Source organism: Blastococcus sp. SYSU DS0552, assembly GCF_054050815.1.
In genome coordinates, this window is record NZ_JBJHAB010000002.1 from 1 (window position 1) to 25272 (window position 25272).

The window sequence follows — 25272 nt, forward strand, 5'->3', positions numbered from 1 at the left end:
ATATTATTATTGGATTTTGTTTTGTTGTCGGTCTTGGGTGTGGTGGGCATGGGGGGGCGGGCGCGGCCCGGCGCCGCCCCCCCCCCCCCCCCCCCCCCCCCCCCCCCCCGCACGCCCCGGCCCCGCCCGTGCCTTCCCCGGAGACCTGGATGTCCAAGCAGTTGCACCGGATCGCCCCCTTGATCCTGGTGCTCCTCGGTGTGGCCGCGATGCTGGGCGCCCGCAACCTGGGGCTCGGCGAGATGAGTGCGCCCGGCCCCGGCCTCTGGCCGTTCATCGTCGCGCTCCTGCTCACCCTCACCGGCGTGGTGCTGCTCTTCATCGACGACCCCGAGGACTACGAGCCGTGGACCGGGGGCACGCTCAAGATCGTCCTCGGGCTGGCCGGCCTCGCTGTGTTCGTCGTGCTGTTCCAGACCATCGGGTTCTTCGTCTCGGCCGTGCTCATGCTGCTCTTCTGGCTGCGGGTGTTCGCCCGGGAGCCGTGGCGCTGGGCCGTCCCCCTCGCGGTGATCGGAGCGCTGGTGTTCCACCTGCTGTTCGTCGAGGCGCTCGCCGTGCCGTTCCCCGACGGCATCGTCTTCGCACCGGTCGGGAGCTGAGCGATGGACGTCCTCGACGGCATCGGCCAGGGCTTCTCCGTCGCCCTGGACCCGGTGAACCTGCTCTACGTCTTTCTCGGCGTGCTGATCGGCACGGTCATCGGCGTGCTGCCGGGCCTCGGCCCGACGGCGACGATCGCGCTGCTGCTGCCCATCACCTACGAGATCGAGCCGGTCACCGCGGTCATCCTGCTGGCGGGCATCTACTACGGGTCGATGTACGGCGGCACGATCACCTCGGTTCTCCTGCAGCTGCCCGGTGAGGCCGCCTCGGTCGTCACCACCTTCGACGGCTACCAGATGGCCAAGCAGGGCCGGGCCGGGCCGGCCCTGGGCATCGCCGCGATCGGCTCGTGGATCGGTGGCACCGTCTCCGTCATCGGGCTGGTCCTGCTCGCGCCGCCGCTGGCCCAGCTCGCCGTCTCCTTCGGCTCCCAGGAGTACGTGGCCCTGACCGCGCTCGGCATCCTGCTGGTCACCTACCTGGGCACGCGGCACCCGGTGAAGAGCCTGTCCATGGCCGCGCTCGGCCTGCTGCTGGCCACGATCGGCCAGGACCTCGTCACCGGGACCACCCGCTTCACCTTCGGCGAGATCTCGCTCTTCGACGGGCTGGACTTCGTCGCGGTCGCGATGGGGCTCTTCGGCGTCGGCGAGATCCTCTACAACGTCGAGAAGACGGAGAAGGCCCAGTCCGTCATCGGCAAGGTCAAGAACATCTGGCCCAGCCGCAAGGACTTCCGCGACTCCTCCGGCGCGATCGCCCGCGGCTCGGTGCTGGGCTTCTTCATCGGGGTGCTGCCCGGCGGTGGCGGCGTCATCTCCTCGCTGGCCTCCTACGCGATGGAGAAGCGGCGGGCCAAGGACCCGACCCGGTTCGGCAAGGGCGCCATCGAGGGTGTCGCCGGCCCGGAGACGGCGAACAACGCCTCCTCCACCTCGGCGTTCATCCCGCTGCTCACCCTCGGCATCCCGCCCAACGTGGTGCTTGCGCTGATCTTCGGCGCGCTGCTCGTCCAGGGCATCACGCCGGGATCGCAGCTCATCACGAACAACCCCGACATCTTCTGGGGCGTCATCGCCTCGATGGCGATCGGCAACCTGATGCTGCTGATCCTCAACCTGCCGCTCGTCGGCTTCTTCGTGCAGCTGCTGCGGGTGCGCGCCGGCATCCTCGCCGCATTCGCTCTCATGGTCACGATGGCCGGCGTCTTCTCGGTCAACAACGACCCCTTCGACATGTGGGTCGTGCTGGTCTTCGGCGTCATCGGCTGGCTGATGAAGAAGACCGGGTTCGAGCCGGGCCCGCTGGTGCTGGCGTTCGTCCTCGGGTCGATCCTCGAGACGAACTTCCGCCGGTCCATGCTGCTCTCCGGCGGCGAGTGGTCGACCTTCTTCACCCGGCCGATGTCGGGCACCCTCTTCGCCCTGATGGCCCTGCTGATCATCTTCAGCACCGTCGCCGGCATCCGGCGCCGTCGGCGCAGCCGCCCGGCCACGCCGGGGGAGGAGGACCTCGCGGCGACCGGGACCACCGCCGAGACCGAGGGCAGCCCGGGCGCGGAGACCACCGACGACGCCGAGGGCGCCACGACGGGGGCGCCGCGGGACGGTGCCGGGGGCGCGGGCTCCACCGGGGCGACCGGCTCGACCGGGTCGACGGCGCAGGGCAGAGGGCCGGGGCCCGATCGTTCCTGACCGATCGCGGCGGGTACCGCCGTCAGCACCCGGTCGCCCAGCGCCGGCACCACCCCCGGGGGGGACAGTGATCGACAAGAGGGTCGGCTCGCTCGCGGCCGCCGTCGAGGGCATCGCCGACGGCGCGACCGTCCTCGTCGGCGGCTTCGGTGCCGCCGGTGTGCCGGTGGAGCTGGTGCACGCGCTCCTCGAACAGGGCGCGCGTGACCTGACCATCGTCACCAACAACGCAGGCAGCGGGGAGACCGACGTCGCCGCGCTCATCCGGGAACGCCGGGTGCGCAAGATCATCTGCTCGTACCCGCGGTCGGCCGGCTCGATCTGGTTCGAGGAGTTCTACCGGGCCGGCGACATCGAGCTGGAACTCGTCCCACAGGGCACGCTCAGCGAGCGGATGCGCGCGGCGGGCGCGGGGCTGGGCGGCTTCTTCACCCCCGCCGGCGCGGATTCGCTGCTGGCCCGCGGCAAGGAGGTCCGGATGATCGCCGGACGGCGGCAGGTCTTCGAGGAGCCGTTGCGGGGCGACGTCGCGCTGGTCAAGGCGCTGCGCGCCGACCGCTGGGGCAACCTCGTCTACAACAAGGCGGCCCGGAACTTCGGTCCGACCATGGCCACCGCGGCCGAGCTCACCGTCGTGCAGGTGCGGGAGTTCGTCGAGCTGGGGCAGCTGGACCCCGAGGCCGTCGTGACCCCGGGCATCTTCGTCGACCGGGTCGTGGAGGTGGGGGTGTGAGCATCTCCCCGCTGTCGCAGACCGAGATGGCCGCCCGGGTGGCCCGCGACATCCCCGACGGCTCCTACGTGAACCTGGGGATCGGCATGCCCACGCTCGTCGGCGACGTCGTCTCCGCCGGCAAGGAGATCGTCTTCCACAGCGAGAACGGCATCCTCGGCATGGGGCCGGCGCCGGCGCCCGGCGAGGAGGACTGGGAGCTGATCAACGCCGGCAAGGCGCCGGTCACGCTCGTCCCCGGCGGCTCCTACTTCCACCACACCGACTCGTTCATGATGATGCGCGGCGGCCACATCGACGTCACCGTGCTGGGCGCCTTCCAGGTCTCCGCGCAGGGCGACCTCGCCAACTGGGCCACCGACGACGCGCACCTCCCGCCCGCGGTCGGCGGGGCCATGGACCTCGCCGTCGGCGCCAAGCGGGTGCTGGTGCTGATGATGCACACCACGCCCGACGGCCGACCCAAGCTCCTGCCGGAGTGCACCTACCCGCTGACCGCCGCGCGCGTCGTGCACCGCGTCTACACCGAGCTCGCGGTCATCGACGTGGGGCCGGCCGGCCTCGTGGTGCGCGAGATGGTCGCCGGGCTCCCCCGCGAGGAGCTGCAGCGGCGCACCGCCGCCACCCTGCACTTCGCCGAGGAGGTCGGGGAGCTGCGGGTTTCCTGACCCCGGGCGCCCCCCGATCGGCTGACGCGGGGAGAACACTTCAAGCCCGTAGTGTTTCGCCCGTACGAGAACGGGCAGGACGCGATCATGCTCGCGCAGTGCACCGTCGTCGTGCCGACGATCGGGCGACCCTCGCTCGACGTCCTGCTCGACGCGCTGGCCGCCGCCCCCGGCCCGCGCCCGGCCGAGCTGGTCGTCGTCGACGACCGCCCCACCGGGGAGCCGCTGCACCCCGACCGCCCCGGCCTGCCGCCGGTCCGGGTCGTCCGCACCGGCGGCGGAGGCCCGGCCCGGGCCCGCAACCTCGGCTGGCGCACCGCCCGCACCGAGTGGATCGCCTTCCTCGACGACGACGTCGTGCCCGACCCCGACTGGTACCAGCGGCTCGAGGCCGATCTCGCCGACCTGCCGGCCGACGTCGCGGGCAGCCAGGGCCGGGTGCGGGTGCCCCTGCCGGAGCACCGGCGGCCCACCGACTGGGAGCGCGGCACCGCGGGGCTCGCCACCGCCAGCTGGATCACCGCCGACCTCGCCTACCGCCGCAGCGCCCTGGCCGCGGTGGGGGGCTTCGACGAGCGCTTCCCCCGTGCCTTCCGCGAGGACTCCGACCTCGCGCTGCGGGTCATGGACACCGGTGCCCGGCTCGTCCGCGGGCAGCGCTGGATCACCCACCCGGTCCGGCCCACCGACCGCTGGGTCAGCGTGCGCGTGCAGGCCGGGAACGCCGACGACGTCCTCATGCGGCGCCTGCACGGGCCCGGCTGGCGGGAGCGGGCCGACGCCGCGCTCGGTCGCCGGCCGCAGCACACGGCCGTCACCGCGGCGGCGCTGGCCGCGCTCGGCCTGGTCGCCGCCCGCCGGCCCCGGGCCGCCCTCGCCGCGGCCGCCGCCTGGGCGGCGGGCACCGCCGAGTTCGCCTGGCGGCGCATCGCCCCCGGCCCGCGGGACCGCGCCGAGGTCACCACCATGCTCGCCACCAGCGCGCTCATCCCGCCGCTGGCCACCTGGCACTGGATGCGCGGCGTCGTGCAGCACGTGGGTGTGCCGGCGTGGCGCGGGCTGCCCGACCTGGTGCTCTTCGACCGCGACGGCACCCTGGTGCACGACTTCCCCTACAACGGCGACCCGGAGTGGGTGCGGCCGGTGGACGGCGCGGCGGAGGCCCTCGATCGGTTGCGCGCCCGCGGCGTGCGGGTCGGCGTCGTGAGCAACCAGTCCGGCGTGGCCCGCGGGCTGATCACGCCCGACCAGGTGGACGCCTGCATGAAGCGGCTCGACGAGCTGCTCGGCCCCTTCGAGACGGTGCAGGTCTGCCCGCACGGGCCGGACGACGGCTGCGGCTGCCGGAAGCCGGCACCCGGCATGGTGCAGGCCGCCTGCGCCGAGCTGGGTGTGGAGCCGGCCCGGTGCGTGGTCATCGGCGACATCGGCGCCGACGTCGAGGCGGCGGCCGCGGCGGGCGCCCGCGGCATCCTGGTGCCGACCCCGGTCACCCGCGCCGAGGAGGTGGCGGCGGCGCGGCAGCGGGCGGCGACCCTGCCCGAGGCGGTCGACGACGTCCTGGCCGGGCGCTGGTGAGCCCCCCCCGCACCGTCCTGGTCGCCCGGCTCGACAACGCCGGTGACGTGCTCCTGCAGGGTCCGCTCGTCCGCGCCGTCGCGCACGGCGCCGACCGCGTCGTCTTCCTCGCCGGCCCGGCCGGTGCGGCAGCGGCGGAGCTGCTCCCGGGCGTCGACGAGGTGTGGACCTGGGCCTGCCCGTGGATCCTCGGTGATCCCCCACCGGTCGACGCCGACGACCTCGCCCGGCTCACCGACCGCGTCCGGGCGCTCGCCCCGGACGAGGCGGTGATCTCCACGTCGTTCCACCAGTCGCCGCTGCCGCTGGCGCTGGTGCTCCGCGCGGCCGGCGTCCCCCGCATCTCGGCGATCAGCGTGGACTACCCCGGCACGCTGCTCGACGTCCGCCACCGGGTCGACGACGACCTCCCCGAGCCCGAGCGGGCGCTGTCCCTCGCCCGGGCCGCGGGCTTCGAGCTGCCGGCCGGCGACGACGGCCGGCTCTCCGTGCGCCGGCCCCTGCCCCCGGTCGCGCACGCCCCCGGCTATGTCGTGCTCCACCCCGGGGCCTCGGTGCCGGCCCGCGCCTGGCCCGCGCCGCGCTGCGCCGAGGCGGTCGAGGCGCTCGCCGACGCCGGCCACCGGGTGCTGGTCACCGGCGGGCCGGGGGAGCGGGGGCTCACCGCATCCGTCGCCGGCACCCGCGGGGTCGACCTGGGCGGGGAGACCTCCCTGGCCGAGATGGCGGCGCTGCTCGACGGCGCCGCGGCGGTCGTCGTCGGCAACACCGGGCCGGCGCACCTCGCTGCCGCCGTCGGCACCCCGGTGGTCTCGCTGTTCGCCCCGGTCGTGCCCGCCGTCCGCTGGGCGCCCTACGGCGTGCCCAGCGTGCTGCTGGGCGACCAGGCGGCGCCCTGCCGCGACACCCGGGCCCGGGAGTGCCCGGTGCCCGGCCACCCCTGTCTGACCTCCGTGACCGCGTCCGACGTGGTCGCTGCCGTGGAGAAGCTGGTGAGTGCATGAAGGTCCTGGTCTGGCACGTGCACGGCTCGTGGACGACCGCGTTCGTCCAGGGCCGGCACGAGTACCTGATCCCGGTGACCCCGGGCCGCGACGGCGACGGCCTGGGCCGCGCCCGCACGTGGGACTGGCCGGCGGCGGCGCGGGAGGTCACCCCGGCGCAGCTGCGGGAGGAGCAGCCCGACGTCGTCGTGCTGCAGCGCAGGCGGGACCTCGAGCTGGTGCGCGAGTGGCTGGGGCGCGAGCCCGGCCGCGACCTGCCCGCGGTGTTCCTCGAGCACAACGCGCCCGGGCTGGAGCCCGGTGACGGACCGGTTCCGCACACCCGGCACCCGATGGCCGACCGCGGCGACATCCCGATCGCCCACGTCACCTCCTTCAACGAGCTCTTCTACGACAACGGCCGGGCGCCGACGACGGTGATCGAGCACGGCATCGTCGACCCGGGGGAGCGCTGGACCGGCGAGCTGGCCCGCGCCGCCGTCGTCACCAACGAGCCGGTGCGCCGCGGCCGCACCGTCGGCGCCGACCTGCTCCCCGGCCTCGCCGCGGTGGCGCCGGTCGACGTCTTCGGCATGGGCCTGGCCGGCCTGCACGAGACGTACGGCCTGGACCCCGAGCGGGTGGAGCTGTTCGACGACCCGCCGCAGGCGGCGATGCACGCGGAGCTGGCCCGCCGCCGGGTGTACGTGCACCCGGTGCGCTGGACCTCCCTCGGGCTCTCCCTGCTGGAGGCGATGCACCTGGGCATGCCGGTGGTCGCGCTGGCCACCACCGAGGTGGTCGAGGCCGTGCCCGCCGCGGCCGGGGTCATCTCCACCCGCCCCGAGCGGCTGTGGGCCGCCGTCCGGGAGTTCCTGCACGACGAGGACGCCGCCCGGCTGGCCGGCAAGGCCGCTCGCGCGGCGGCGCTCGAGCGCTACGGACTGGACCGCTTCCTGCGTGACTGGGACGCGCTCCTGGAGGAGGTGACCCGATGAGGATCGACCTGGTCAGCGAGCACGCCAGCCCGCTCGCCGCGATCGGCGGTGTCGACGCCGGCGGGCAGAACGTGCACGTCGCGGCGCTCGCCGCCGGGCTCGCGCAGCGCGGGCACGAGGTCACGGTGCACACCCGCCGCGACGACCCGGCGCTGCCCGAGCGGGTGACGACGGCGGACGGGTACGACGTCGTCCACGTCACCGCCGGCCCGGCCGAGGCGCTGCCCAAGGACGAGCTGCTCCCGCACATGCCGGCCTTCGCCCGGGTGCTGCGGCACGGCTGGGCGGCGCAGGCCCCCGACGTCGTGCACGCGCACTTCTGGATGAGCGGCCTGGCGTCGGTCGAGGCGTCGGCCAGCCTGCTCGCCCCGGTCCCGGTGCTGCAGACCTTCCACGCGCTCGGCTCGGTCAAGCGCCGTCACCAGGGCGACGCCGACACCTCCCCGGCCGAGCGGATCGATCTCGAGCGCGGGCTGTGTCGCGACGTCGCCCACGTGGTGGCCACCTGCTCCGACGAGGTGTTCGAGCTGCGGCGGCTCGGGCTGCCCAGCGACCGGGTCTCGATCGTGCCGTGCGGGGTGGACACCTCGGTGTTCACCCCCCGCGGCCCGGTGGCCCCGAAGGGCGAGCGGAAGCGGCTGCTGGTCCTCGGCCGGCTCGTCGAGCGCAAGGGCCAGGACGACGCCGTCCGGGCGCTGCGCGCGGTGCCCGACGCGGAGCTGGTCGTGGTCGGGGGCCCCGCGCCCGACGCCGTCGACGCCGATCCGGAGGTGCGCCGGCTGCGCGGCATCGCCGCCGAGGTGGGGGTGGCCGACCGGCTGGTCTTCGCCGGATCCGTGGCCCGCGCCGACGTCCCCGCCTGGGTGCGCTCGGCCGACGTCGTGCTCGCCGTCCCCTGGTACGAACCCTTCGGCATCACCCCGCTGGAGGCCATGGCCTGCGGGCGGCCCGTCGTCGCCACCGCCGTCGGCGGGCTGCAGGACACCGTCGCCGACGGCGTCACCGGCGACCTCGTGCCCCCGCGCGACCCCGAGCGGCTCGGCGAGGTGCTCGCCGCGCTGCTCGCCGACGACGACCGCCGCGCCGCCTACGGGGCCGCCGGGGTGAAGCGGGCCCGCGCCCGCTACCGCTGGGCCCGCGTCGTCGCCGACACCGAAACCGTCTACCGCCAGGTCCTCGCCCGGCGCCGTCCCGTGGAGGTCGCCCGATGAGCGCCAGCCCGCACTCGTTCCTCGAGAACGTCCTGGCGCAGGACTCGGCGCAAGTCCCGGCGCCGGACTCCTGCACCCACCTCACCGGCGCCGACCACGTCGCCTCGCTGCGGGAGGCGCTCCGCTCGCTGGACGCGCAGCTGCCGGTCCTCGACCGCTGGGGCCGGCTGCTCGCCGACGTGCTGTGCGGGGAGTCCCGCGGCCGGCTGCTCGCCGCGGGCAACGGCGGGAGCGCCGCGCAGGCCCAGCACCTCACCGCGGAGCTGGTGGGCCGCTATCGCGCCGACCGCCCGCCGTTCTCGGCGATCTGCCTCACCGCGGAGACGTCGTCGCTGACCGCCATCGCCAACGACTACCCGGCCGACGAGCTGTTCGCCCGCCAGGTGGAGGCCCACGGCCGCGCGGGCGACGTGCTGGTCCTGCTGTCGACGTCGGGCCGCTCGCCCAACGCGGTGGCCGCCGCACGCCGGGCCCGCGCGTGCGGCATCACCACGCTGGCGATCACCGGCCCGGCGCCCAACCCGCTGGCCGCGGCCGCCGACGAGGCGGTCTGCATCGACTCCCCGTGGACCGCCACCGTGCAGGAGTGCCACCTGGTCGCCCTGCACCTGGTCTGCGCGGCCTTCGACGCCGCCGTGCTCGCCGAGGCGCCGCGGGTTCCCGAGGGGCCCTCGTTCGAGGCGGCGAAGTGAGCGCCCGGCCGCTGGTCGTCGTCGGGGACGCGCTGCTCGACGTCGACCTCGTCGGCACCGCGTCGCGGCTGACCCCCGATGCCCCCGTGCCGGTGGTGGAGGAGATCGAGCGGCACGAGCGCCCCGGTGGCGCCGCGCTGGCGGCGGTCATCGCCGCGGCGTCGGGTGGGCGCGAGGTGGTGCTCGTGGCCCCGATGGACGCCGACGAGGACGCCGACCGGCTGCGCGCCCTGCTCGCCGGCCGGGTGCGCCTGATCGAGATCCCGGCCACCGGCGGCACCGCCGTCAAGCAGCGGGTGCGGGTCGGTGACCACTCCGTCGCCCGGCTGGACAGCGGCGCGCCGGTCGCGGTGCTCGGCGAGCTGCCGGCCGCGGCCGCCGCGGCGATCCGCGACGCCGCCGCCGTCCTCGTCGCCGACTACGGCCGGGGGACGACGGCCGACCCCGCCGTGCGCGCCGCGCTCGCCGAGGCCCGCGGCCCGGTGGTCTGGGACCCGCATCCCCGCGGCGCGGACCCGGTGCCCAACGCCCGGCTGGTCACGCCGAACGGCGCGGAGGCGGCCCGCGTCGCCGCCGACGCCGCCACCGGGACCGGGCTGGCCGCCGTGGGGGCCCGGGCCGAGGCGCTCATCCGGCAGTGGGGGGTCGGCGCGGTCGCCGTCACCCTGGGCGCCCGCGGCGCGCTGCTCTCCTACGGCTCCGGCGCCCCCATGGTGGTGCCCGCGGTCGCGGTCACCGGCGGGGACCCGTGCGGCGCCGGCGACTCCTTCGCCGCAGCGGCGGCGCTGGCCCTCGCCGACGGCGCCGTCACCGGCGAGGCCGTGGCCGCCGCGGTCGCCTTCGCCTCGGCGTTCGTCGCCCGCGGCGGGGCGACCGCCTGGGACGCCGACGAGCGGGTCGAGGCCGAGGTGGCCGCCGAGCCCGGCGCCGAGGCCGTCATCGCCCGGGTGCGGGCGGCCGGCGGCACCGTCGTCGCGACCGGCGGCTGCTTCGACCTGCTGCACCCCGGGCACGTCGCCACGCTGCGCGCCGCCCGCGGGCTGGGCGACTGCCTGGTGGTGTGCATCAACTCCGACGACTCTGTCCGCCGGCTCAAGGGGCCCACGCGGCCCCTGGTCACCGCCGCCGACCGCGCCCGCGTGCTCGAGGCGCTCGAGTTCGTCGACGCGGTGGTCGTCTTCGACGAGGACACCCCCACCCAGGTGCTCGACCGGTTGCGCCCCGACGTGTGGGCCAAGGGCGGCGACTACGCCGGTGCGGACCTGCCCGAGGCCGAGGTGCTGCGCACCTGGGGCGGCCAGGCCGTCGTCCTGCCCTACCTCGACGGCCACTCGACCACGGCCCTGGTCGAGCGCTCCCGCGTGTGAGGCCCGCCGTGCTGCCAGGCATAGGAAGCTTTACCTGTGGATCCGCCCCCGATTCCGCAGGCATGGCTTCCTATGCCCGGGTCCGGTGAGCGCCGCGCCGCCGGTCGCGGTCGTCCTGCGGCCGCTGGGGCTCGGTGACCTGCTGACCGGGGTGCCGGCGATCCGGGCGGTGCGGGCGGCCGTACCCGGGCACCGGCTGGTGCTCGCGACGACGTCGGCGCTGCGACCGCTGGCCGAGCTGATCGACGCCGTCGACGAGGTGCTGCCGGCGCGCGAGCTCGAACCGCTGGACTGGAGCGGGCCGCCGCCGGAGCTCGCCGTCGACCTGCACGGCAAGGGCCCGGCGTCGCACGTGGTCGTCGCCGACCTGCAGCCCCGGCGACTGCTCACCTTCGACAGCCCCGGTTACCCCGGGCCCACCTGGTACCCCGACGAGCACGAGGTCCGGCGCTGGTGCCGGCTGGTCGCCGAGGGGCTGGGTGTCGACGCCGACCTGGACGCGCTGGACATCGCGGTGCCCGCCGTCCCCCCGCCGGTCCGCGGCGCCGCGGTCGTGCACCCGGGGGCGGCGTTCCCGGGCCGGCGCTGGCCGCCCGAGCGCTTCGCCGCCGTCGCCCGCCACCTCGCCGACGCCGGCCACGACGTGCGGATCACCGGCGGCCCGGCGGAGACCGAGCTCGCCCGCTCGGTGGCCGCGGCGGCGGGGCTGCCGGACGCCGCGGTGCTGGCCGGCCGGACCACGTCGCTGGAGCTGGCCGCCGTGGTGGCGGCGGCCGACCTGGTCGTGTGCGGGGACACCGGCGTCGCCCACCTGGCCACCGCCTACCGGCGGCCGTCGGTGGTGCTCTTCGGCCCCGTCTCCCCGGCGCTGTGGGGTCCGCCGCCGCGGCCGCAGCACGTCGTGCTCTGGCACGGCGACGGCACCGGCGACCCCTGGGGCACCGACCTCGACCCCGCGCTGGCGACGATCACCGTGGAGGAAGTGGTCGATGCGCTGGACCGGTTGATGCCCGGTCAGGCCGAGTGGGCCCCGGAGGGGTCCGCGCAGGCCTGACGCAGCGGCTCAGCGTGCCGGGGACGGGACGTGGTTGGCGGTGTCGTCCGGAGGACGACGATGTCACGAGCGCTGGCGGAGGGCGTCGAAGAGCACGGTCTGCAGGTCGTTCTCATCGACCGCGGAGTACGCCGCGCCCCCCGTGGCCTCGGCGATCCGCTCGAGGGAGCTCAGGTCGGCGTCCGGCCCCAGGGCCACACCGATGACCTTGATCGGCCGCTGCGGATCCGCCTCGGCTTCGAGCGTGCTGAGCAGGTCCTCCAGGCTGATGCCCTCGGCGTCGTCCTCGTTCGTGCCGTCGGTGACCATGAGCACGCTGTTCACCGCGGTGGGGTCGTAGTTCTCCCGCGCCGACCGCACCGCCGCCAGGGTGGTGTCGTACAGCCCCGTCCCGCCCGGCGTGAGCCGCTCGGGGATGGTGTCCAGCTGCTCGTCGAGCACCTCGCGCTGGGTCCGGCCGTCGACGACGTCGTCCAGCTCGCGGGTGGGGACGAGCTCCGTCCAGTCCTGGTCGCCCTGCATCTCGTAGGCGAAGGCCCACAGCCCGAGGGCGTAGTCGTCGGGCACCAGGGAGAGCGTGCTCTTCGCGGCGTCGCGGGCGAGGGTCGCGCGGGTGCCGTCGCCGACCGGCGCCCGCATCGACGTCGACACGTCGAAGACCGTCAGCACCCGCGACGGGGCCGCGAGGCTGGACAGCCGGGTGAGCAGCGCCTGCACCTGCTGGGGGTCCAGCGGCAGCACCGGCGGGCTCGCCTCGGCGATGCCGCTGTCGGAACCGGCCCCGGGAGGCGCCGCGCCCTCGGGGCCGCGGAAGCCGGCGTCCCGGACGGTGGCCTGCGCGTCCTCGGACAGCAGCCGGTCGACCACGACGTCGACGGCCTGCTGCTCGGGCCCCGTCGGGGAGCCCACCCGGAGCACCGGGTAGTCGAGGACCGGCGAGCCCTCGGCGGGGTAGACGGCGGCCAGGGCGGAGTCCTCGGCGTCCTGGTGGTCGGCGTATACGACCTGCTCGCTCACCGGGACCAGCGGCGCGTCGGCGCCGCCCTCGCTCCCGGCGGTCAGCGCCTCGGCGGGGGAGAGGGCGGTGCTGCGCGCGGAGGCGAGCACCGCCTGCACCACGGCGTTGTCGGCGTCCGCGTCCGCGCCCAGGGCGGTGCGCACTGCGGCCAGCGCGGCCAGCCCCTCGGCGCTCGCGGCGAGGTCGGGCACGGCCAGCGGCCGGCCGGTGCCCAGGGCCTCGGCCCAGCCCGGGCCCGAGTCGGCCCAGCCGAGCTCGTCGACGACCGCCTCGCTGGTGGCCAGGACGACCGGGGAGACCGCCATGGAGCCGGCCGGGTCGAGGTCGCGGGAGGAGACCCGCGCCGCCCACAGCGACGAGTCGGGCACCCACACCTCCGGCAGCGCCTCCTCGTCGAGGACGCTCAGGTCGCCGGCGGTCTGCAGCGGTTCCCGGGCCGTCACCTCGGCGGTGATGCAGAGGGAGTCGTCGGGGGACTCCACCTCGCCGAGCAGGTCCCCGGCCACCTCGGACAGCTCCGGGGCCACGGTCACGCCCACGGTCACCTGCTCGTCGCAGCCGCGGCCCACGAGCCACCACACGAGTCCACCGGCGACCAGCACGAGTGCGACGCCTGCGGCGACGAGGACGGGAAGTAACGGACGGCGCGTGGCTGCGGGATCTGCGTGGCGGCCCATGCTCGCTCTCTGAGGTCGACTCGAGGTGGATGCGGCTCCACCTGAGCTCGCCTCTCCAGATTAGATGTGTCCCACGTCGCTCTGGGGTGACTCTCGTCGCACGTCCGATGACGGTGTGTCAGACCGCCTCGGCGGCGACGGCGTTCCGCTGGGCGGCGAACCAGTCGACGGTGCGCCGCAGCCCCTGCTCGGAGGTCACCTGCGGCCGCCAGCCCAGCAGCTGCTCGGCGCGGCTGGTGTCGGGGCGGCGGACCTTGGGGTCGTCGACGGGCAGGGGGATGTGGTCGATCGGGGAGTCCGAGCCGGTGAGCTGCACGATCCAGCGGGCCAGCGCCAGCATCGACAGCTCGTCGGGGTTGCCGATGTTCACCGGGCCCGGGTGCTCGGAGAACGCCAGCGCGAGGATGCCGGCGACGGTGTCGTCGACGTAGCAGATGGAGCGGGTCTGGGAGCCGTCGCCGGCCACGGTGAGCGGGCGGCCGTCCAGGGCCTGGTTGACGAAGGCGGGGATCGCCCGGCCGTCGTCGGCGCGCATCCGGGGCCCGTAGGTGTTGAAGATCCGCACGATGCCGGTGTCGGTGCCCTTCGACGTCCGGTAGGCAGTGGTCAGCGCTTCGCTGAACCGCTTGGCCTCGTCGTAGACCCCGCGCGGGCCGACCGGGTTGACGTTGCCCCAGTACTCCTCGGTCTGCGGGTGCTGCAGCGGGTCGCCGTAGACCTCGGAGGTGGAGGCCAGCACGTAGCGGGCGCCCTTGTCGTGGGCCAGGCCCAGGGTGTGCAGGGTGCCCAGGCTGCCGACCTTGAGGGTCTCGATCGGCATCTTCAGGTAGTCGATCGGGCTGGCCGGCGAGGCGAAGTGCAGTACCAGGTCCACCGGGCCGGGGACGTGCACGTAGTCGGTGACGTCGCAGCGGACCAGCCGGAACCCGGGGTGCTCCATCAGGTGTGCGACGTTCGCCGGGGAGCCGGTCAGGAAGTTGTCCAGGCAGACGACCTCCACCCCGCGCTCCAGGAGGTGCTCGCACAGGTGTGAGCCGAGGAACCCGGCACCGCCGGTGACCACCGCCCGCCGGATGGTGCGAGCCTCGCGTAGCCGTCCGTCCACCATGCCGCTGTCCTCCTGCGTTCTCGTGGGCGCGCCCGCCCGCGGACGCACCTGGCGGCGGACGTACCCGGAGATCAACTGCGCACACACTTCGAGTCCGAAGTGCTCTCTGGCGGTGGCGGCGTCTGCCGCCCGCCCCGCCGCGGGCCGGAACGCGGACGGGCCGCCGCCCTCCCGGAGGAGGACGGCGGCCCGCCGTGGAGCGAGGAGGTCTTAGTTCACTGCCTCTTCGTCCGGGATGGCGTTCGTCGGCGGGGTGGCCATCTCGCCGTCGTACTCCTCGATCGGGGCGTCACCGATGTCGGTCACCCGCACCGGCTGCACCTCCTCGGAGCCGTTGCCGACGATGCGCTCGATGGTCATGCCGCCGGTGCCCATGTGGCTGTCCTCGGAGTAGCGGAACGGCGCGAAGACCGGGCCCTCCCACTCGCCACCGGCCTGCTCGACCGCCTCGACCAGGCCCTCGCGGGTCGGGTTCTGGCCGGCCGCCTGCAGCGCCTGCGTCATCGTGTAGGCCTGCGCCATGCCGTAGATGCGGTAGTTGGTGAGCTCGCCCTCGCCACCGCACTCGTCCCAGATCCGCTGGAACTCCTGCACCCAGGGGTTGTCGGTCATGTCCACGGTCGGCAGGTAGCCGGTGGTGAGCGCGCCGTCGAGCAGGGCGGCGTCGGACACCTGGCCCTCGCTGAAGCGGTTCAGCAGGCCGCCGACCAGCGTCGGGTCCGAACCCACGTTGGAGTAGAACCACTGCGGGTCGTAGCCGAGCTGCAGCGCGGTCAGCTGCGAGAGCGCGGTGTAGCTGGGCACGTTGAAGCCGACGACGAAGTCGGCCCCGGCCGCCTGCAGCGCCGCGATCTGCGGGCCGACGTTGGTGTTGCCCGGCGTGTACCGCTCGGCCGCGACGATCTGGTCGTCGATGTACTGGCGGATGCCGGCCTCGCCGTCCTCGCCGAAGTCGTCGTCCTGGAGGAACAGGCCGACCTGCGCGTCGGGGAAGTTCTCGGCGATGTACTCGCCGATGATCTTGCCCTCGCTCATGTAGTCGGTCTGCCACCCGAACGACATCGGGTAGGTCTCCGGGTCGTCACCCCACATCAGCGAGCCCGAGGAGACGAACAGGTCGGGGACGCCCTCGTCGTTGAGGAAGTCCACGACCGCGCTGTGGGTGGGCGTGCCCAGACCGCTCATCATCGCGAAGATCTCGTCCTCCAGGACGAGCTCGTTCACGACCTGGCTGGTCTGGGTCGGGTTGTAGGCGTCGTCGCGGAAGATCCAGTCGATCTCCCGGCCGTAGACGCCGCCCTCCTCGTTGAGGCAGTTGAAGTAGGCGTCGACGCCGGTCGGGATCTCGCTGTAGCCGGGGGCGGCCACGCCGGTCAGCGGGTAGTGCGAGCCGATCTTGATCGAGGTCTCGGTGACGCCGGTGTCGGAGGCCTCGTTCTCGCCTCCGCCACCGCCGCCGGTGCCGCCACCGCTGTCATCGCTGCCGCCGCAGGCGGCGAGGGTGGAGACGACGGTCGCCGCGGCGATCGCCGTCATGAGACGTCGGGAGGATCTGGACAACAGTTCTCCTCTGGTGCGGCCCGGGCGTGGATGCCCGGGAGTCTGGGTGGGGTGGAGCAGTCGGGGTCGAGAGGTCGATCGGGTCGTGCTCACCCCCTGCTGGCGCCGTCGGCCTGGGCCTGGGCCATCGCCCGCTTGGCCTTGCGGGTCATCCAGCGGAGGCGGATGGTCCCCACGAACCCGGCCGGGACGAAGATCATCACGACGATGAGCACGACGCCGTAGACGAACGGCGCCAGCTGGGCCGCCTCGGTCTGGCTCAGGCCGAGGTCCCCGCCGAGGTTGGTGACGAACGGCGGCAGGAAGACCAGCAGGGCGGACCCGAGCAGGGCGCCGAGCAGGCTGCCCAGACCGCCGATCACGATCGCGGTGAGCAGCGCCAGCGACAGCACGATCGTGAAGCCGCTCGGCGCGGCGAGGCGGACCACGATGGCCAGCACGCCGCCGGCGAGCCCGGCCGCCGCGGCGCTGACGACGAACGCCAGCACCCGCCAGGCGCCGAGGTTGATGCCGGCCAGCTCCGCGGCCACCTCCTGGTCGCGCACCGCCCGCCAGGTGCGCCCGATGCGGCTGCGCATCAGGTTGGCGAGGAAGAAGTACGTGATCAGCAGGCAGATCGCGCCGACGTAGGCCAGCCACTTGGTGCTCGAGGCCGAGTTGCCCGACACCGTGCTGATGAAGCTGTCGAACCAGTCCGGCGCTTGCGGGGCGCGGACCCGCATGCCCTGCTCGCCACCGAAGATGTCGTGGAAGTAGATCGCCAGCCCGGGGAGCCCGACCGCCAGCGCCAGCGTCGCGCCGGCCAGGTACGGGCCGTGCAGCCGGGCTGCGGCCACCCCGACGAGCGCGCCGATCGCCGTGGCCACCACGACGGCGACCAGCAGGATCAGCGGCAGCGGGAGCGGCTCGTCGGCGTCGAGGAACAGCGCCGTGGTGTAGGCGCCGGCGGCCATGAGCGCGCCGTGCCCGAGCGAGATCTGGCCGTTGATGCCGGTGAGCACGGTCAGCCCGCCCGCGGCGATCGCGTAGTAGGTGAGCGTGGCCAGCTGCGAGTTGCGGTAGGGGCTGGTCATCTCCAGCAGCAGGACCGCGAGCACCGCCGCGCCGAGCAGCACGAGCAGGTGGCGCAGCAGCGTGGACTGCGGCAGGAAGGAGCGGCCGGTCTTCGCCGGGGCCGAGGGCGTGTCCCCGCCGGTGGTGGCCTCGACGGGCGCCTCCTCGGTGGCCTTGCCCGCCTTGCCGGGCGTGCCGCTCGTGGACGTGGAGCTCTGCAGGTCGCTCATCGTCATGCCCTCCGAGCCGTGCTGCTGCTGAACAGGCCACCAGGTCGCACGAGGAGGACGACGATGAGGATGACCAGGGCGGAGATGTTGACCAGCGCGCTGCCGCGGGGGGCGTAGCCGCTCACGTAGCTGAGCGCCAGGCCGAGGATCAGCCCGCCGACGATCGCGCCGACGGGGGAGTCGAGCCCGCCGATGATCGCGGCGACGAAGCCGAAGACGATCAGGGCGTCCATGTAGGCCGGCCAGACGAACGTGCCGCCGGCGATGAGCAGCCCGGAGAGCGAGCCGACGACCGCGGCCAGGCCCCACCCGAGGGTGAGCATGCCGCCCACCTTGACGCCGAGGAGCCGGGCGACCTCCTGGCTGAACGCCGAGGCGCGCATGGCCAGGCCGATGCGGGTGAAGCGGAAGAGAGCCACCAGCAGGCCCATGACCACCAGCACCGAGCTGATGACGTAGATGCTGGTGGGGGTCAGCGGGATGGTCGAGTCACCGATCTCCAGGCCGCGCACGCCGAACGGCGTGGGGAACGACTGGAACGACGAGCCGAAGATGATCGCGATCGCCGCCTGGATCGCGACGAAGAGGCCGAGGGTCACGATCACCGCGTTCAGCTCCGGGCCACCCTCGACGGGACGGATGATCACCCGCTCGACGATCGCGCCGAGCACGAAGCCGGAGGCGAGGGCGACGATCAGGGCGACCCAGTAGGACTGGCCGGCCTGGATCAGGGCCAGGGCGATGAAGGTCGTGGCGGCGGCCATCGAGCCCTGGGCGAAGTTGACGATGCGGGTCGAGCGCCAGATGAGCACCAGGGCGAGGGCGAAGGCCGCGTAGATCATGCCCTGGGTCAACCCGGTGAGGGTCACGTTCACGAACTGCTGCACGAAGTGTGCCTTCCTTGACCGGAGGGGGCGGGCGGGTCAGAAGCCGAGGTAGGCGTGCCGGAGGTCCTCGTCGGCCATCAGCGTGCGGGCGTCGTCGGTGACGACGACCTTGCCGAGGTTGAGGACGACGCCGACGTCGGCGACCGACAGGGCGCTGCGAGCGTTCTGCTCGACGAGCAGCACCGAGAGCCCCTCGGCGTCGACCAGCTGGCGGAGCAGCCCGAAGATCTGGGCGACGATCCGCGGGGCCAGGCCCAGGGAGGGCTCGTCGAGCAGCAGGACGCGGGGCTTGGCCAGCAGCGCGCGGCCGATGACCAGCATCTGCCGCTCACCGCCGGAGAGCGTGTGGGCGGCGTTGTTCTTGCGCTCGGCGATGCGGGGGAACAGGTCGTAGACCCGGTCGAACTCCTCCTTGCCGACCTTGCCGCGGAACAGCGCACCGACGCGCAGGTTCTCGTCGACGGTGAGCTCGGAGATGACGCCGCGGCCCTCGGGGACGTGCGCCATCCCCTTGGCGACCATCGACTCGACCGGGGCCTTGGTGATGTCCTCGCCGTCGAGGATCACGCGGCCGGAGACCGGCCGCACCAGGCCGCTGATGGTGCGCAGCAGCGTCGTCTTGCCGGCGCCGTTGGCACCGAGGACGGCGGTGATGCGCCCGGTCTCGGCGGCGAGGGAGACGCCGTCGAGGGCGCGGACCGGCCCGTACGCCGAGGTGAGCCCCTCGACCTCGAGCAGACGCGTGGCGGTGCCGGTGCCGCCGGTGGCCGACAGTGCGGTGCTGCCGTGGGTCTCAGGCATGGGGGCGTCCTCCGTCGGCGTGGTGGAGCTCGGCGGCGTCGTGCTCGGCGTCCACGGCGTCCCCGAGGTAGGCCTCGGTGACGGCGGGGTCGGCCTGCACCTCGGCCGGGGTGCCGGCGGCGATCTGCTTGCCGGAGTCGAGCACGGTGATCCGGTCGCAGACGCGCATGACGAGGTCCATGTGGTGCTCGACGAGGAGCACGCTCATCCGGCCGACGACCGAGCGGATGAGGTCGCCCAGCTCGTGCATCTCGTCCTCGGAGAGGCCGCTGGCGGGCTCGTCGAGCAGCAGCAGGTCGGGCTCGGCGACCAGCGCCCGGGCCAGGGCGACCCGCTTCTGCACCGGGTAGGGGAGCGAGCCGGGGTAGCGGCCGGCGTACTCGACGGCGTTGAGCTCGGCCAGCGCCCGCAGGGCCCGCTCGCGCAGCTGCCGCTCGTCCTTGTCCGACATCGGCAGGGCCAGCAGGGCCGAGAAGAACCCGGCACCGGCGTGGCGGTGGGCCCCGACCATCACGTTCTCCAGCACCGTCATGCCGGGGAACAGGCCCACGCCCTGCAGGGTGCGGGCGATGCCCAGGGAGGTCAGCTTGCTCGGCTTGAGCCGGCGCATCTCCTCACCGCGCCAGACGATCCGGCCCGACGTCGGGCGGACCAGGCCGCAGGCGACGTTGAACAAGGTCGTCTTGCCGGCGCCGTTGGGGCCGATGAGGCCGTGCACCTGGCCCGGCTCCACGGTCACGGAGACGTCGGTCAGGGCGAGCACGCCGCCGAAGGCGACGTTGATCCCGGTCATCTCGAGCCGGGCGGTGGGCGTCGTGTCCGGTGTTCGCTGGCTGCCAAGCGGCTGCGCCAAGGGGCCCACTGCTCCTTCGCATCGGTGAGGCACCACCCGGCTGTGGGTGGTGCCGGTCAGGTCGCGAGTACGTCCCGCTGAGACTGCCCGGCCGTGTCACCCGTCACAATGGGCGCACCGCACAGCGATCACAAGAGCGTGTTGTGCTGTGTGTCGACCTGTTGCCAGGTCGATACCGGGGCGCCATCGGCGGCCCGTGCGGCCTCGTCGAGGGCGGCCGATCCCGGCCTCGATTGGGTCACGACTCGGTTGCGCACCACACCTCGGCGCGTGTCGCCCTTCACAATGGGCGCAGCGCACATCCGCGGGCCTGTCGTGTTGTGCTGTCAGCGGTGCGTCCGGAGGAGGTGAGCGCGTGCAGCCCTTTCGCCCCGAGGTGGCGACGAGGCTCGCCGAGCTGACGCCGCGGCTGATGGAGCAGCTGGACGCGATGACCGACCGGATGGTCGACGTGCTGGTCCGCACCGAGCCCGCCTACCGCGAGCTGGTGGCGGAGTCCGAGCAGGACCTGCGCTCCTCGACGCGGTCGAACCTGGAGGGCGGGCTGCGGTCGCTGATGGCCGCGGCGTCGGGCACCGGCACCCCGCACCTGGCGTCGGCCCGGGCCGTGGGGCGCCGGCGGGCCGCCCAGGGGATCCCCCTGGAGGCGGTGCTCCGGGCCTACCGCCTCGGCGGGCAGGTGACGTGGGAGGCGCTGCTGGCGGTCTCCCGTGACGGGAGCGGGCAGCACGACACCCTCCTGCTCGAGGTCGCCGGGTCGGTGTGGCGCACCAACGACGCCGAGTGCGGCGCGCTGGCCGAGGGCTACCGCGAGGAGCAGCGGCGCCTGGAGGGGGTGGACGAGTCGGCCCGCCAGCAGGCGCTCGACGGGCTGCTGGACGGCCGGGGCAGCGACCCGGCGTTCGTGCGTTGCGCCGCCGAGATGCTGACCGTGCCGCTGGACGGGCGGCTCATGGCGGTCGTGGCGCTGCCGGGGCCCGACGGCGAGCCGGCGCTGCGCTCTCCCGGCGACACGCTGCTCAAGCGGGGGGTGCGCTCGGTCTGGGGCCTGCGCGGCGACGCGCAGGTGGGGCTCGTCGCGCTGGGCACCACCCGCCCCGGTGACCTGCTCGCCCTGCTGCGGGGGGCCGCGCACGGCCCCGTCGGGGTGTCCGACGTGGTGGAGGGGGCGGCGGCGGTCGGGGCGGCCTACCGCCTGGCCGAGACGGCCGTGCGGACCCTGCCGGCCGGGTCGAGCCGCGTGGTCAGCATCGACGACCGGCTGCCCGAGGCGCTGCTGAGCAACTCGCCCGAGATCAGGTCGCGGCTCGTGGGCCAGTCCCTCGGCGGGCTGCTGGAGCTGCCCGAGGACGAGCGCGCCGTGCTGCTGGACACGCTGGCGGCCTTCCTCGCCACCGACGGGTCACCCACGCGGGCCGCGGACGCCCTCTACTGCCACCGGAACACGGTCATGCACCGGCTGCGGCGCATCGAGTCGGTGACCGGCCGCAAGGTGACCGACCCCCGGTCCCGGCTGCTCTGGCAGCTGGCGCTGCTGGGCACCGAGCACGGGGAGCCGGCCCGCCGCTCCGCGTAGGAACGGGAGCCGTCTGCTCGACCGGTCACCCCGTGGCCTCGTCCAGAGGCTCACCGCGAGCCTGCGAGCGGTGAGGAGGACGGGGTCCTCTTACTGGAGGTAGCTCTCGACCTGCGGCTCCGGGCGGGGCTGGGCCTCGTCGGGGTCCTCGTCGTACTGCCGCTTGGCGCGGCGCTGCCGCAGCAGGTCCCAGCACTGGTCGAGGTCGGCCTCGAGCTTGCTCATGCGGGCCCGGGTGTCGTCGGTGTGCTCGCTGCTCTCGCGCAGCGCGTGCTCCTCGTCCACCAGGGCGTGGATGCGCTTCAAGATGTCCTGCTCGTCCATGCCCGGATCCGTGCCCGGGGACGCGGTCGCGAAACCGTGGCGGCCGTGTCCCCGTGCGCGGTCAGCCCTCGCCGGGCACCCAGCCCTCCACGAAGGCGGCCAGCCGGCGGTGCACCGCCCCGCCCGCGCGGCCGAGGGCGAGCAGCGCGGCCCGGTCCAGCGGCACGCGCACCGTGCGCCGGCCGCTCGTCCGGGTGGCGACGGCGTGCCCCGCGGCCACCAGCTCGGGCCAGGGGCGGGACAGCTGCTCCCGGACGCGCTCCAGCGCCGCTGCCGTGGGCCCGGCGTTGCCCTCGACCATCGCCGTCACCAAGCCCGGGTCGCTGCCGATCACCCGGGTGCCGTCGCGGAAGCTGCCGGCGGCGAGGGCCAGGGCGAGGGGACCGGCGCCGGCCGCCGCGGTGGCGAGGGCCGCGGCGAGCAGGTGCGGGACGTGGCTGATCGCGGCGACGGCGTCGTCGTGCTCGGCGGCGGTGACCGGCACGACCTCCGCGCCGACCGCGAGCGCCACCTCGGCCACCCACAGCCACCGCGGCAGCTCGGTGCCCGGCTCCAGGCAGAGCGCCCAGCGGGCCCCGGCGAACAGCTCCGGGTCGGTGGCCCCGTGCCCCGACCGCTCCGTGCCGCACATCGGGTGCCCGCCCACGAAGCGCCGGCCCAGGGTGGGCCCCAGCGCGTCGAGCACCGGCACCTTCACCGAGCCGAGGTCGGTCACCGTGGCATCGGGGTCGACCGTCAGGCCGTCCAGCGCGCTCGCCATCGCCGCCAGCGGCACGGCGAGGACGACCACGCCGGAGAGCTCCCGCGTGATGCGGACGCCGCGCGCGGCGGCGGCGTCCCGTGCGGCGGGGTCGACGTCCCAGCCGGACACGGGGCGGCCGGTGGCGACGAGCGCGGCGGCCAGCGAGCCGCCCAGCTGGCCGAGGCCGACGACGCCGACCGGGGGAGCGGGCATGGTCGGGACCGGGAACGACGGTGCCCCGCCGACGGGGGTGGCCCCGGGGCGGGCGGTATCGGCCATGATCAGAGGCTATGACGCCGACCCACCCGCTCCGTCGTCCCTGCACGCCATGACGCCCCGGTCGTTCCTGCTCACCCCCGAGCTGGCGGACTACGTGCGCGCCTCCTCCGACCCGGTGGACGAGGTGATGGCCGGCCTGATCCGGGAGACCGCGGAGATGGCCGAGCGCGGCGAGGCCCCGGCCACCATGCAGATCGCCCCCGAGCAGGGCGTGCTCATGCGGCTGCTCACCGCTGCGCTCGGCGTCCGGACGGCGATCGAGATCGGCACCTTCACCGGGTTCTCCGCGCTCTGCATCGCCCAGGGGCTGCCGGCGGACGGCTCCCTGCTGTGCCTGGACCACAGCGAGGAGTGGACGGCGGTGGCGCGGCGGCACTGGGCGCGGGCCGGGGTCGCCGACCGGATCGAGCTGCGCCTCGGCGATGCCCTGGCGACGCTGCGCGCGCTGCCGGCCGCGGAGACCTTCGACCTGGCGTTCGTCGATGCCGACAAGACCGGCTACGCCGCCTACGTCGAGGAGCTGCACCCGAGGATGACGCGCAACGGGGTGGTGCTCCTGGACAACACGCTGCGCGATGGGCGGGTGCTGGACCCGCAGGACGAGTCCGACCACGCGCTCGCCGAGCTCAACGCCGCGCTGGCCGCCGACCCCCGGTGGGAGACGGCGCTGCTGCCGCTCGCCGACGGCCTGACCGTGCTGCGGAAGCGATGAGCGAGGGCGCCGTGGCGGGACCGCCGAGCTACGCGGTCCGGGTGTCCCGCGTCGCCTCCCGGTGGGAGGTGGAGCTGCTCGCGGCCGACGCCGGTGACGAGCTGCCGGTGCTGGAGCGCGCGCTCGGCGAGCCGGGCACCGGGGGGTGGCCGCCGCCGTTCGTGCTGGTCGTCGACTCCCGGCTGTACTTCGTCGCGCTGCGGCACGGCCCCGGCGGCATGGTGCGGGCGCTGATCTCCGACGCCACGATGCTGGAGTGGGTGCTCGCCGCCGAGGTGGTGGAGCGCTACGGCATCGGCGTCGACACCGACGGCGCCTTCGACGACGACGAGACCGGCTGGCCCGGCGGCGACCTGGACCTGTTCGCCGACGACGGGCTGCCCGCCGAGGAGCTGCGACCGATCGTGACCGCCGACGACCTGTGGGCCGACGAGATGGTGGAGCGGATCGCCACCCGGTTGGGGTTCGCCGACGAGCTGGCCGCGGCGGTGCGGTCGTGACGGTGTCCGCGGTCGTCTTCGACCTGGGTGGGGTGCTCACCGAGAGCCCGATGGTCGCCTTCGCCGCCTACGAGCGGGAGGCGGGCCTGCCCGAGGGGCTGATCCGGCAGCTCAACTCGACCGACCCCGACACCAACGCCTGGGCGCGGTTCGAGCGCAACGAGCTGGACGTCGCCGGGTTCTGCGCCGCCTTCGAGGCCGAGGCCGCGGCGCTCGGCCACCGGATCGAGGCGGCGCGGGTGCTCGCGGCGCTGCAGGGGGAGCTCCGCCCGGCGATGGTCACCGCGGTGCGCCGGCTGCGCGCGGCGGGGCTGCCGCTGGCGCTGCTGTCGAACAACGTCGCGCCGATGGAGCGCACCGGTCGGCTGGGCGACCTGCTCGGGCTGTTCGACGCGATCGTGGAGTCCTCGGTCGAGGGCGTGCGCAAGCCCGAGCCGGAGATCTACCGGCGGGCGCTCGACCGGCTGTCGGAGGCGGTGGGGCGCCGCGTCGAGGCCACCGACTGCGCCTACCTGGACGATCTGGGCATCAACCTCAAGCCGGCCCGGGCCCTGGGCTTCTCGACCATCAAGGTGGTCGACCCCGACGCCGCGCTGGCCGAGCTGTCGCGGCTCGTGGGCTTCCCGCTGGAGGAGGCGTGACGGCGATCCGGCCACGGCCACAGGTGTTCCCGCGAAGCTTGTGCCCTGCCCACCCCTGTGGGCAGGGCACGAGCTTCCCGGATCCTCCCGCGGAGCGTCCGTGACCGGGCCGGAACCCTTCGACGCCGCGATGGGCCGGGCGCTGGAGCTGGCGGCCGCTGCCGAGAGCTGGGGGGACACGCCCATCGGCGCCGTCGTCCTCGGGCCGGACGGGGCGGTGCTCGCCGAGGCGGCGAACGAGCGGGAGAAGCTCGGCGACCCCACCGCGCACGCGGAGGTGCTGGCCCTGCGCGCCGCGGCGCGGGTGCACGGCGACGGCTGGCGGCTGTCGGGTTGCACCCTGGTGGTCACGCTGGAGCCGTGCACGATGTGCGCCGGGGCCAGCGTGCTGTCGCGGGTGGACCGGGTCGTCTACGGCGCGGAGGACCCGAAGGCGGGCGCCGCGGGGTCGCTCTGGGACGTCGTCCGCGACCGCCGGCTCAACCACCGGCCCGAGGTCACCGGCGGCGTGCGGGCGCAGGAGTGCGGCGCGCTGCTACGCGCCTTCTTCCGTCGTCAGCGGGGCCTGTAGTCTCTTCGGCGGTGGCGTGTCCGAGCGGCCGAAGGAGCACGCCTCGAAAGCGTGTGAGGTGCAAGCCTCCGTGGGTTCAAATCCCACCGCCACCGCCAGCTGACGACGGCGGCGCCCCGCGGGGCGCCGCCGTCGTGCTGTGTGAGCCACCTCCCA

Annotated in this window: 25 protein-coding genes and 1 tRNA gene; 17 read left to right on the plus strand and 9 right to left on the minus strand. The window is 74.6% G+C overall.

Annotation, left to right across the window (positions count from 1 at the left end; translation table 11 throughout):
* Positions 1–149: 149 nt before the first annotated feature.
* From ACI8AG_RS02115 to ACI8AG_RS02165, 11 genes are all read left to right on the plus strand, one after another.
* The gene (locus ACI8AG_RS02115) at positions 150–602 is read left to right on the plus strand and encodes a tripartite tricarboxylate transporter TctB family protein (protein ID WP_456591057.1); all 453 of its coding nucleotides are present in this window, start codon (positions 150–152) and stop codon (positions 600–602) included.
* Positions 603–605: 3 nt separating this feature from the next.
* A complete protein-coding gene (locus ACI8AG_RS02120) occupies positions 606–2300 on the plus strand; it encodes a tripartite tricarboxylate transporter permease (RefSeq protein ID WP_456591058.1) in 1695 nt (564 codons plus the stop codon).
* Positions 2301–2367: 67 nt separating this feature from the next.
* Positions 2368–3033, plus strand: coding sequence for a 3-oxoacid CoA-transferase subunit A (locus ACI8AG_RS02125; protein ID WP_456595734.1), 666 nt, complete (start codon positions 2368–2370; stop codon positions 3031–3033).
* Positions 3030–3701 carry a 3-oxoacid CoA-transferase subunit B gene (locus ACI8AG_RS02130; RefSeq protein WP_456595735.1) on the plus strand — a complete coding sequence of 224 codons (672 nt, stop codon included), beginning with the start codon at positions 3030–3032 and terminating at the stop codon, positions 3699–3701. The genes ACI8AG_RS02125 and ACI8AG_RS02130 overlap by 4 nt, the downstream gene beginning before the upstream one ends.
* A 51-nt stretch (positions 3702–3752) precedes the next feature.
* The gene (locus ACI8AG_RS02135; RefSeq protein WP_456595736.1) at positions 3753–5279 is read left to right on the plus strand and encodes an HAD-IIIA family hydrolase; all 1527 of its coding nucleotides are present in this window, start codon (positions 3753–3755) and stop codon (positions 5277–5279) included.
* The gene (locus tag ACI8AG_RS02140; RefSeq protein WP_456595737.1) at positions 5276–6283 is read left to right on the plus strand and encodes a glycosyltransferase family 9 protein; all 1008 of its coding nucleotides are present in this window, start codon (positions 5276–5278) and stop codon (positions 6281–6283) included. Before ACI8AG_RS02135 ends, ACI8AG_RS02140 begins: the two co-directional genes overlap by 4 nt.
* Positions 6280–7260 (plus strand): glycosyltransferase, encoded by a 981-nt coding sequence (locus ACI8AG_RS02145; RefSeq protein ID WP_456595738.1) that lies wholly within the window; start codon positions 6280–6282, stop codon positions 7258–7260. Before ACI8AG_RS02140 ends, ACI8AG_RS02145 begins: the two co-directional genes overlap by 4 nt.
* On the plus strand, positions 7257–8471 hold the full coding sequence (locus tag ACI8AG_RS02150) for a glycosyltransferase (RefSeq protein WP_456591064.1): 1215 nt from the start codon (positions 7257–7259) through the stop codon (positions 8469–8471). Before ACI8AG_RS02145 ends, ACI8AG_RS02150 begins: the two co-directional genes overlap by 4 nt.
* Positions 8468–9163, plus strand: a complete 696-nt coding sequence (locus ACI8AG_RS02155; RefSeq protein ID WP_456595739.1) for a D-sedoheptulose-7-phosphate isomerase — start codon at positions 8468–8470, stop codon at positions 9161–9163. Before ACI8AG_RS02150 ends, ACI8AG_RS02155 begins: the two co-directional genes overlap by 4 nt.
* Entirely contained in the window at positions 9160–10530 is a 1371-nt protein-coding gene (gene rfaE2 / locus ACI8AG_RS02160) for a D-glycero-beta-D-manno-heptose 1-phosphate adenylyltransferase (RefSeq protein WP_456595740.1), read from the plus strand. The genes ACI8AG_RS02155 and rfaE2 overlap by 4 nt, the downstream gene beginning before the upstream one ends.
* Before the next feature lie 85 nt (positions 10531–10615).
* A complete protein-coding gene (locus tag ACI8AG_RS02165; protein ID WP_456595741.1) occupies positions 10616–11584 on the plus strand; it encodes a glycosyltransferase family 9 protein in 969 nt (322 codons plus the stop codon).
* A 63-nt stretch (positions 11585–11647) separates the two neighbouring features.
* On the opposite strand, the gene ACI8AG_RS02170 is transcribed toward ACI8AG_RS02165, so the two are convergent.
* The 7 genes from ACI8AG_RS02170 to ACI8AG_RS02200 all read right to left on the minus strand — a co-directional run bounded on the left by ACI8AG_RS02170 (position 11648) and on the right by ACI8AG_RS02200 (position 19780).
* Positions 11648–13279, minus strand: a complete 1632-nt coding sequence (locus ACI8AG_RS02170) for a substrate-binding domain-containing protein (protein WP_456595742.1) — start codon at positions 13277–13279, stop codon at positions 11648–11650.
* A 118-nt stretch (positions 13280–13397) separates the two neighbouring features.
* Positions 13398–14387 carry a UDP-glucuronic acid decarboxylase family protein gene (locus ACI8AG_RS02175; RefSeq protein WP_456595743.1) on the minus strand — a complete coding sequence of 330 codons (990 nt, stop codon included), beginning with the start codon at positions 14385–14387 and terminating at the stop codon, positions 13398–13400.
* Between the two features lie 210 nt (positions 14388–14597).
* Positions 14598–15947: an ABC transporter substrate-binding protein gene (locus tag ACI8AG_RS02180; protein WP_456595744.1), complete on the minus strand. Its 1350-nt coding sequence runs from the start codon at positions 15945–15947 to the stop codon at positions 14598–14600.
* A gap of 89 nt (positions 15948–16036) precedes the next feature.
* Positions 16037–17230: a branched-chain amino acid ABC transporter permease gene (locus ACI8AG_RS02185; protein WP_456595745.1), complete on the minus strand. Its 1194-nt coding sequence runs from the start codon at positions 17228–17230 to the stop codon at positions 16037–16039.
* A 2-nt stretch (positions 17231–17232) separates the two neighbouring features.
* Entirely contained in the window at positions 17233–18117 is an 885-nt protein-coding gene (locus ACI8AG_RS02190) for a branched-chain amino acid ABC transporter permease (protein ID WP_456591072.1), read from the minus strand.
* Positions 18118–18153: 36 nt separating this feature from the next.
* A complete protein-coding gene (locus ACI8AG_RS02195; protein ID WP_456595746.1) occupies positions 18154–18918 on the minus strand; it encodes an ABC transporter ATP-binding protein in 765 nt (254 codons plus the stop codon).
* Positions 18911–19780, minus strand: coding sequence for an ABC transporter ATP-binding protein (locus ACI8AG_RS02200; RefSeq protein WP_456595747.1), 870 nt, complete (start codon positions 19778–19780; stop codon positions 18911–18913). The genes ACI8AG_RS02195 and ACI8AG_RS02200 overlap by 8 nt, the downstream gene beginning before the upstream one ends.
* A gap of 346 nt (positions 19781–20126) precedes the next feature.
* On the opposite strand from ACI8AG_RS02200, the gene ACI8AG_RS02205 reads away from it, so the two are divergent.
* Entirely contained in the window at positions 20127–21347 is a 1221-nt protein-coding gene (locus ACI8AG_RS02205) for a PucR family transcriptional regulator (RefSeq protein ID WP_456595748.1), read from the plus strand.
* A gap of 90 nt (positions 21348–21437) precedes the next feature.
* Here the strand turns inward: ACI8AG_RS02205 and ACI8AG_RS02210 are convergent, their stop codons facing one another.
* The gene (locus tag ACI8AG_RS02210; protein ID WP_456591076.1) at positions 21438–21671 is read right to left on the minus strand and encodes a DUF2630 family protein; all 234 of its coding nucleotides are present in this window, start codon (positions 21669–21671) and stop codon (positions 21438–21440) included.
* Positions 21672–21732: 61 nt separating this feature from the next.
* Positions 21733–22692, minus strand: coding sequence for a prephenate dehydrogenase (locus ACI8AG_RS02215; RefSeq protein WP_456595749.1), 960 nt, complete (start codon positions 22690–22692; stop codon positions 21733–21735).
* Here ACI8AG_RS02215 and ACI8AG_RS02220 point away from each other — a divergent pair.
* The 5 genes from ACI8AG_RS02220 to ACI8AG_RS02240 all read left to right on the plus strand — a co-directional run bounded on the left by ACI8AG_RS02220 (position 22691) and on the right by ACI8AG_RS02240 (position 25214).
* Positions 22691–23404, plus strand: coding sequence for an O-methyltransferase (locus tag ACI8AG_RS02220; RefSeq protein WP_456595750.1), 714 nt, complete (start codon positions 22691–22693; stop codon positions 23402–23404). The genes ACI8AG_RS02215 and ACI8AG_RS02220 overlap by 2 nt on opposite strands.
* An 11-nt stretch (positions 23405–23415) precedes the next feature.
* The gene (locus ACI8AG_RS02225) at positions 23416–23904 is read left to right on the plus strand and encodes a tRNA adenosine deaminase-associated protein (protein ID WP_456591079.1); all 489 of its coding nucleotides are present in this window, start codon (positions 23416–23418) and stop codon (positions 23902–23904) included.
* Entirely contained in the window at positions 23901–24545 is a 645-nt protein-coding gene (locus ACI8AG_RS02230; RefSeq protein ID WP_456595751.1) for an HAD-IA family hydrolase, read from the plus strand. Before ACI8AG_RS02225 ends, ACI8AG_RS02230 begins: the two co-directional genes overlap by 4 nt.
* A 100-nt stretch (positions 24546–24645) precedes the next feature.
* The gene (locus ACI8AG_RS02235; protein WP_456591081.1) at positions 24646–25116 is read left to right on the plus strand and encodes a nucleoside deaminase; all 471 of its coding nucleotides are present in this window, start codon (positions 24646–24648) and stop codon (positions 25114–25116) included.
* Between the two features lie 10 nt (positions 25117–25126).
* A tRNA-Ser gene (locus ACI8AG_RS02240) sits at positions 25127–25214 on the plus strand.
* The last annotated feature ends 58 nt before the right edge of the window (positions 25215–25272 follow it).

Bases quoted from the DNA above. Each gene is read 5' to 3' on its own strand.
- ACI8AG_RS02220 (WP_456595750.1), top strand. From the start codon at position 22,691: ATGATCAGAGGCTATGACGCCGACCCACCCGCTCCGTCGTCCCTGCAC.
- ACI8AG_RS02115 (WP_456591057.1), top strand. From the start codon at position 150: ATGTCCAAGCAGTTGCACCGGATCGCCCCCTTGATCCTGGTGCTCCTC.
- ACI8AG_RS02210 (WP_456591076.1), bottom strand. From the start codon at position 21,671: ATGGACGAGCAGGACATCTTGAAGCGCATCCACGCCCTGGTGGACGAG.
- ACI8AG_RS02120 (WP_456591058.1), top strand. From the start codon at position 606: ATGGACGTCCTCGACGGCATCGGCCAGGGCTTCTCCGTCGCCCTGGAC.
- ACI8AG_RS02170 (WP_456595742.1), bottom strand. From the start codon at position 13,279: ATGGGCCGCCACGCAGATCCCGCAGCCACGCGCCGTCCGTTACTTCCC.
- ACI8AG_RS02155 (WP_456595739.1), top strand. From the start codon at position 8,468: ATGAGCGCCAGCCCGCACTCGTTCCTCGAGAACGTCCTGGCGCAGGAC.
- ACI8AG_RS02185 (WP_456595745.1), bottom strand. From the start codon at position 17,230: ATGAGCGACCTGCAGAGCTCCACGTCCACGAGCGGCACGCCCGGCAAG.
- ACI8AG_RS02145 (WP_456595738.1), top strand. From the start codon at position 6,280: ATGAAGGTCCTGGTCTGGCACGTGCACGGCTCGTGGACGACCGCGTTC.
- ACI8AG_RS02195 (WP_456595746.1), bottom strand. From the start codon at position 18,918: ATGCCTGAGACCCACGGCAGCACCGCACTGTCGGCCACCGGCGGCACC.
- ACI8AG_RS02150 (WP_456591064.1), top strand. From the start codon at position 7,257: ATGAGGATCGACCTGGTCAGCGAGCACGCCAGCCCGCTCGCCGCGATC.
- ACI8AG_RS02215 (WP_456595749.1), bottom strand. From the start codon at position 22,692: ATGGCCGATACCGCCCGCCCCGGGGCCACCCCCGTCGGCGGGGCACCG.
- ACI8AG_RS02175 (WP_456595743.1), bottom strand. From the start codon at position 14,387: ATGGTGGACGGACGGCTACGCGAGGCTCGCACCATCCGGCGGGCGGTG.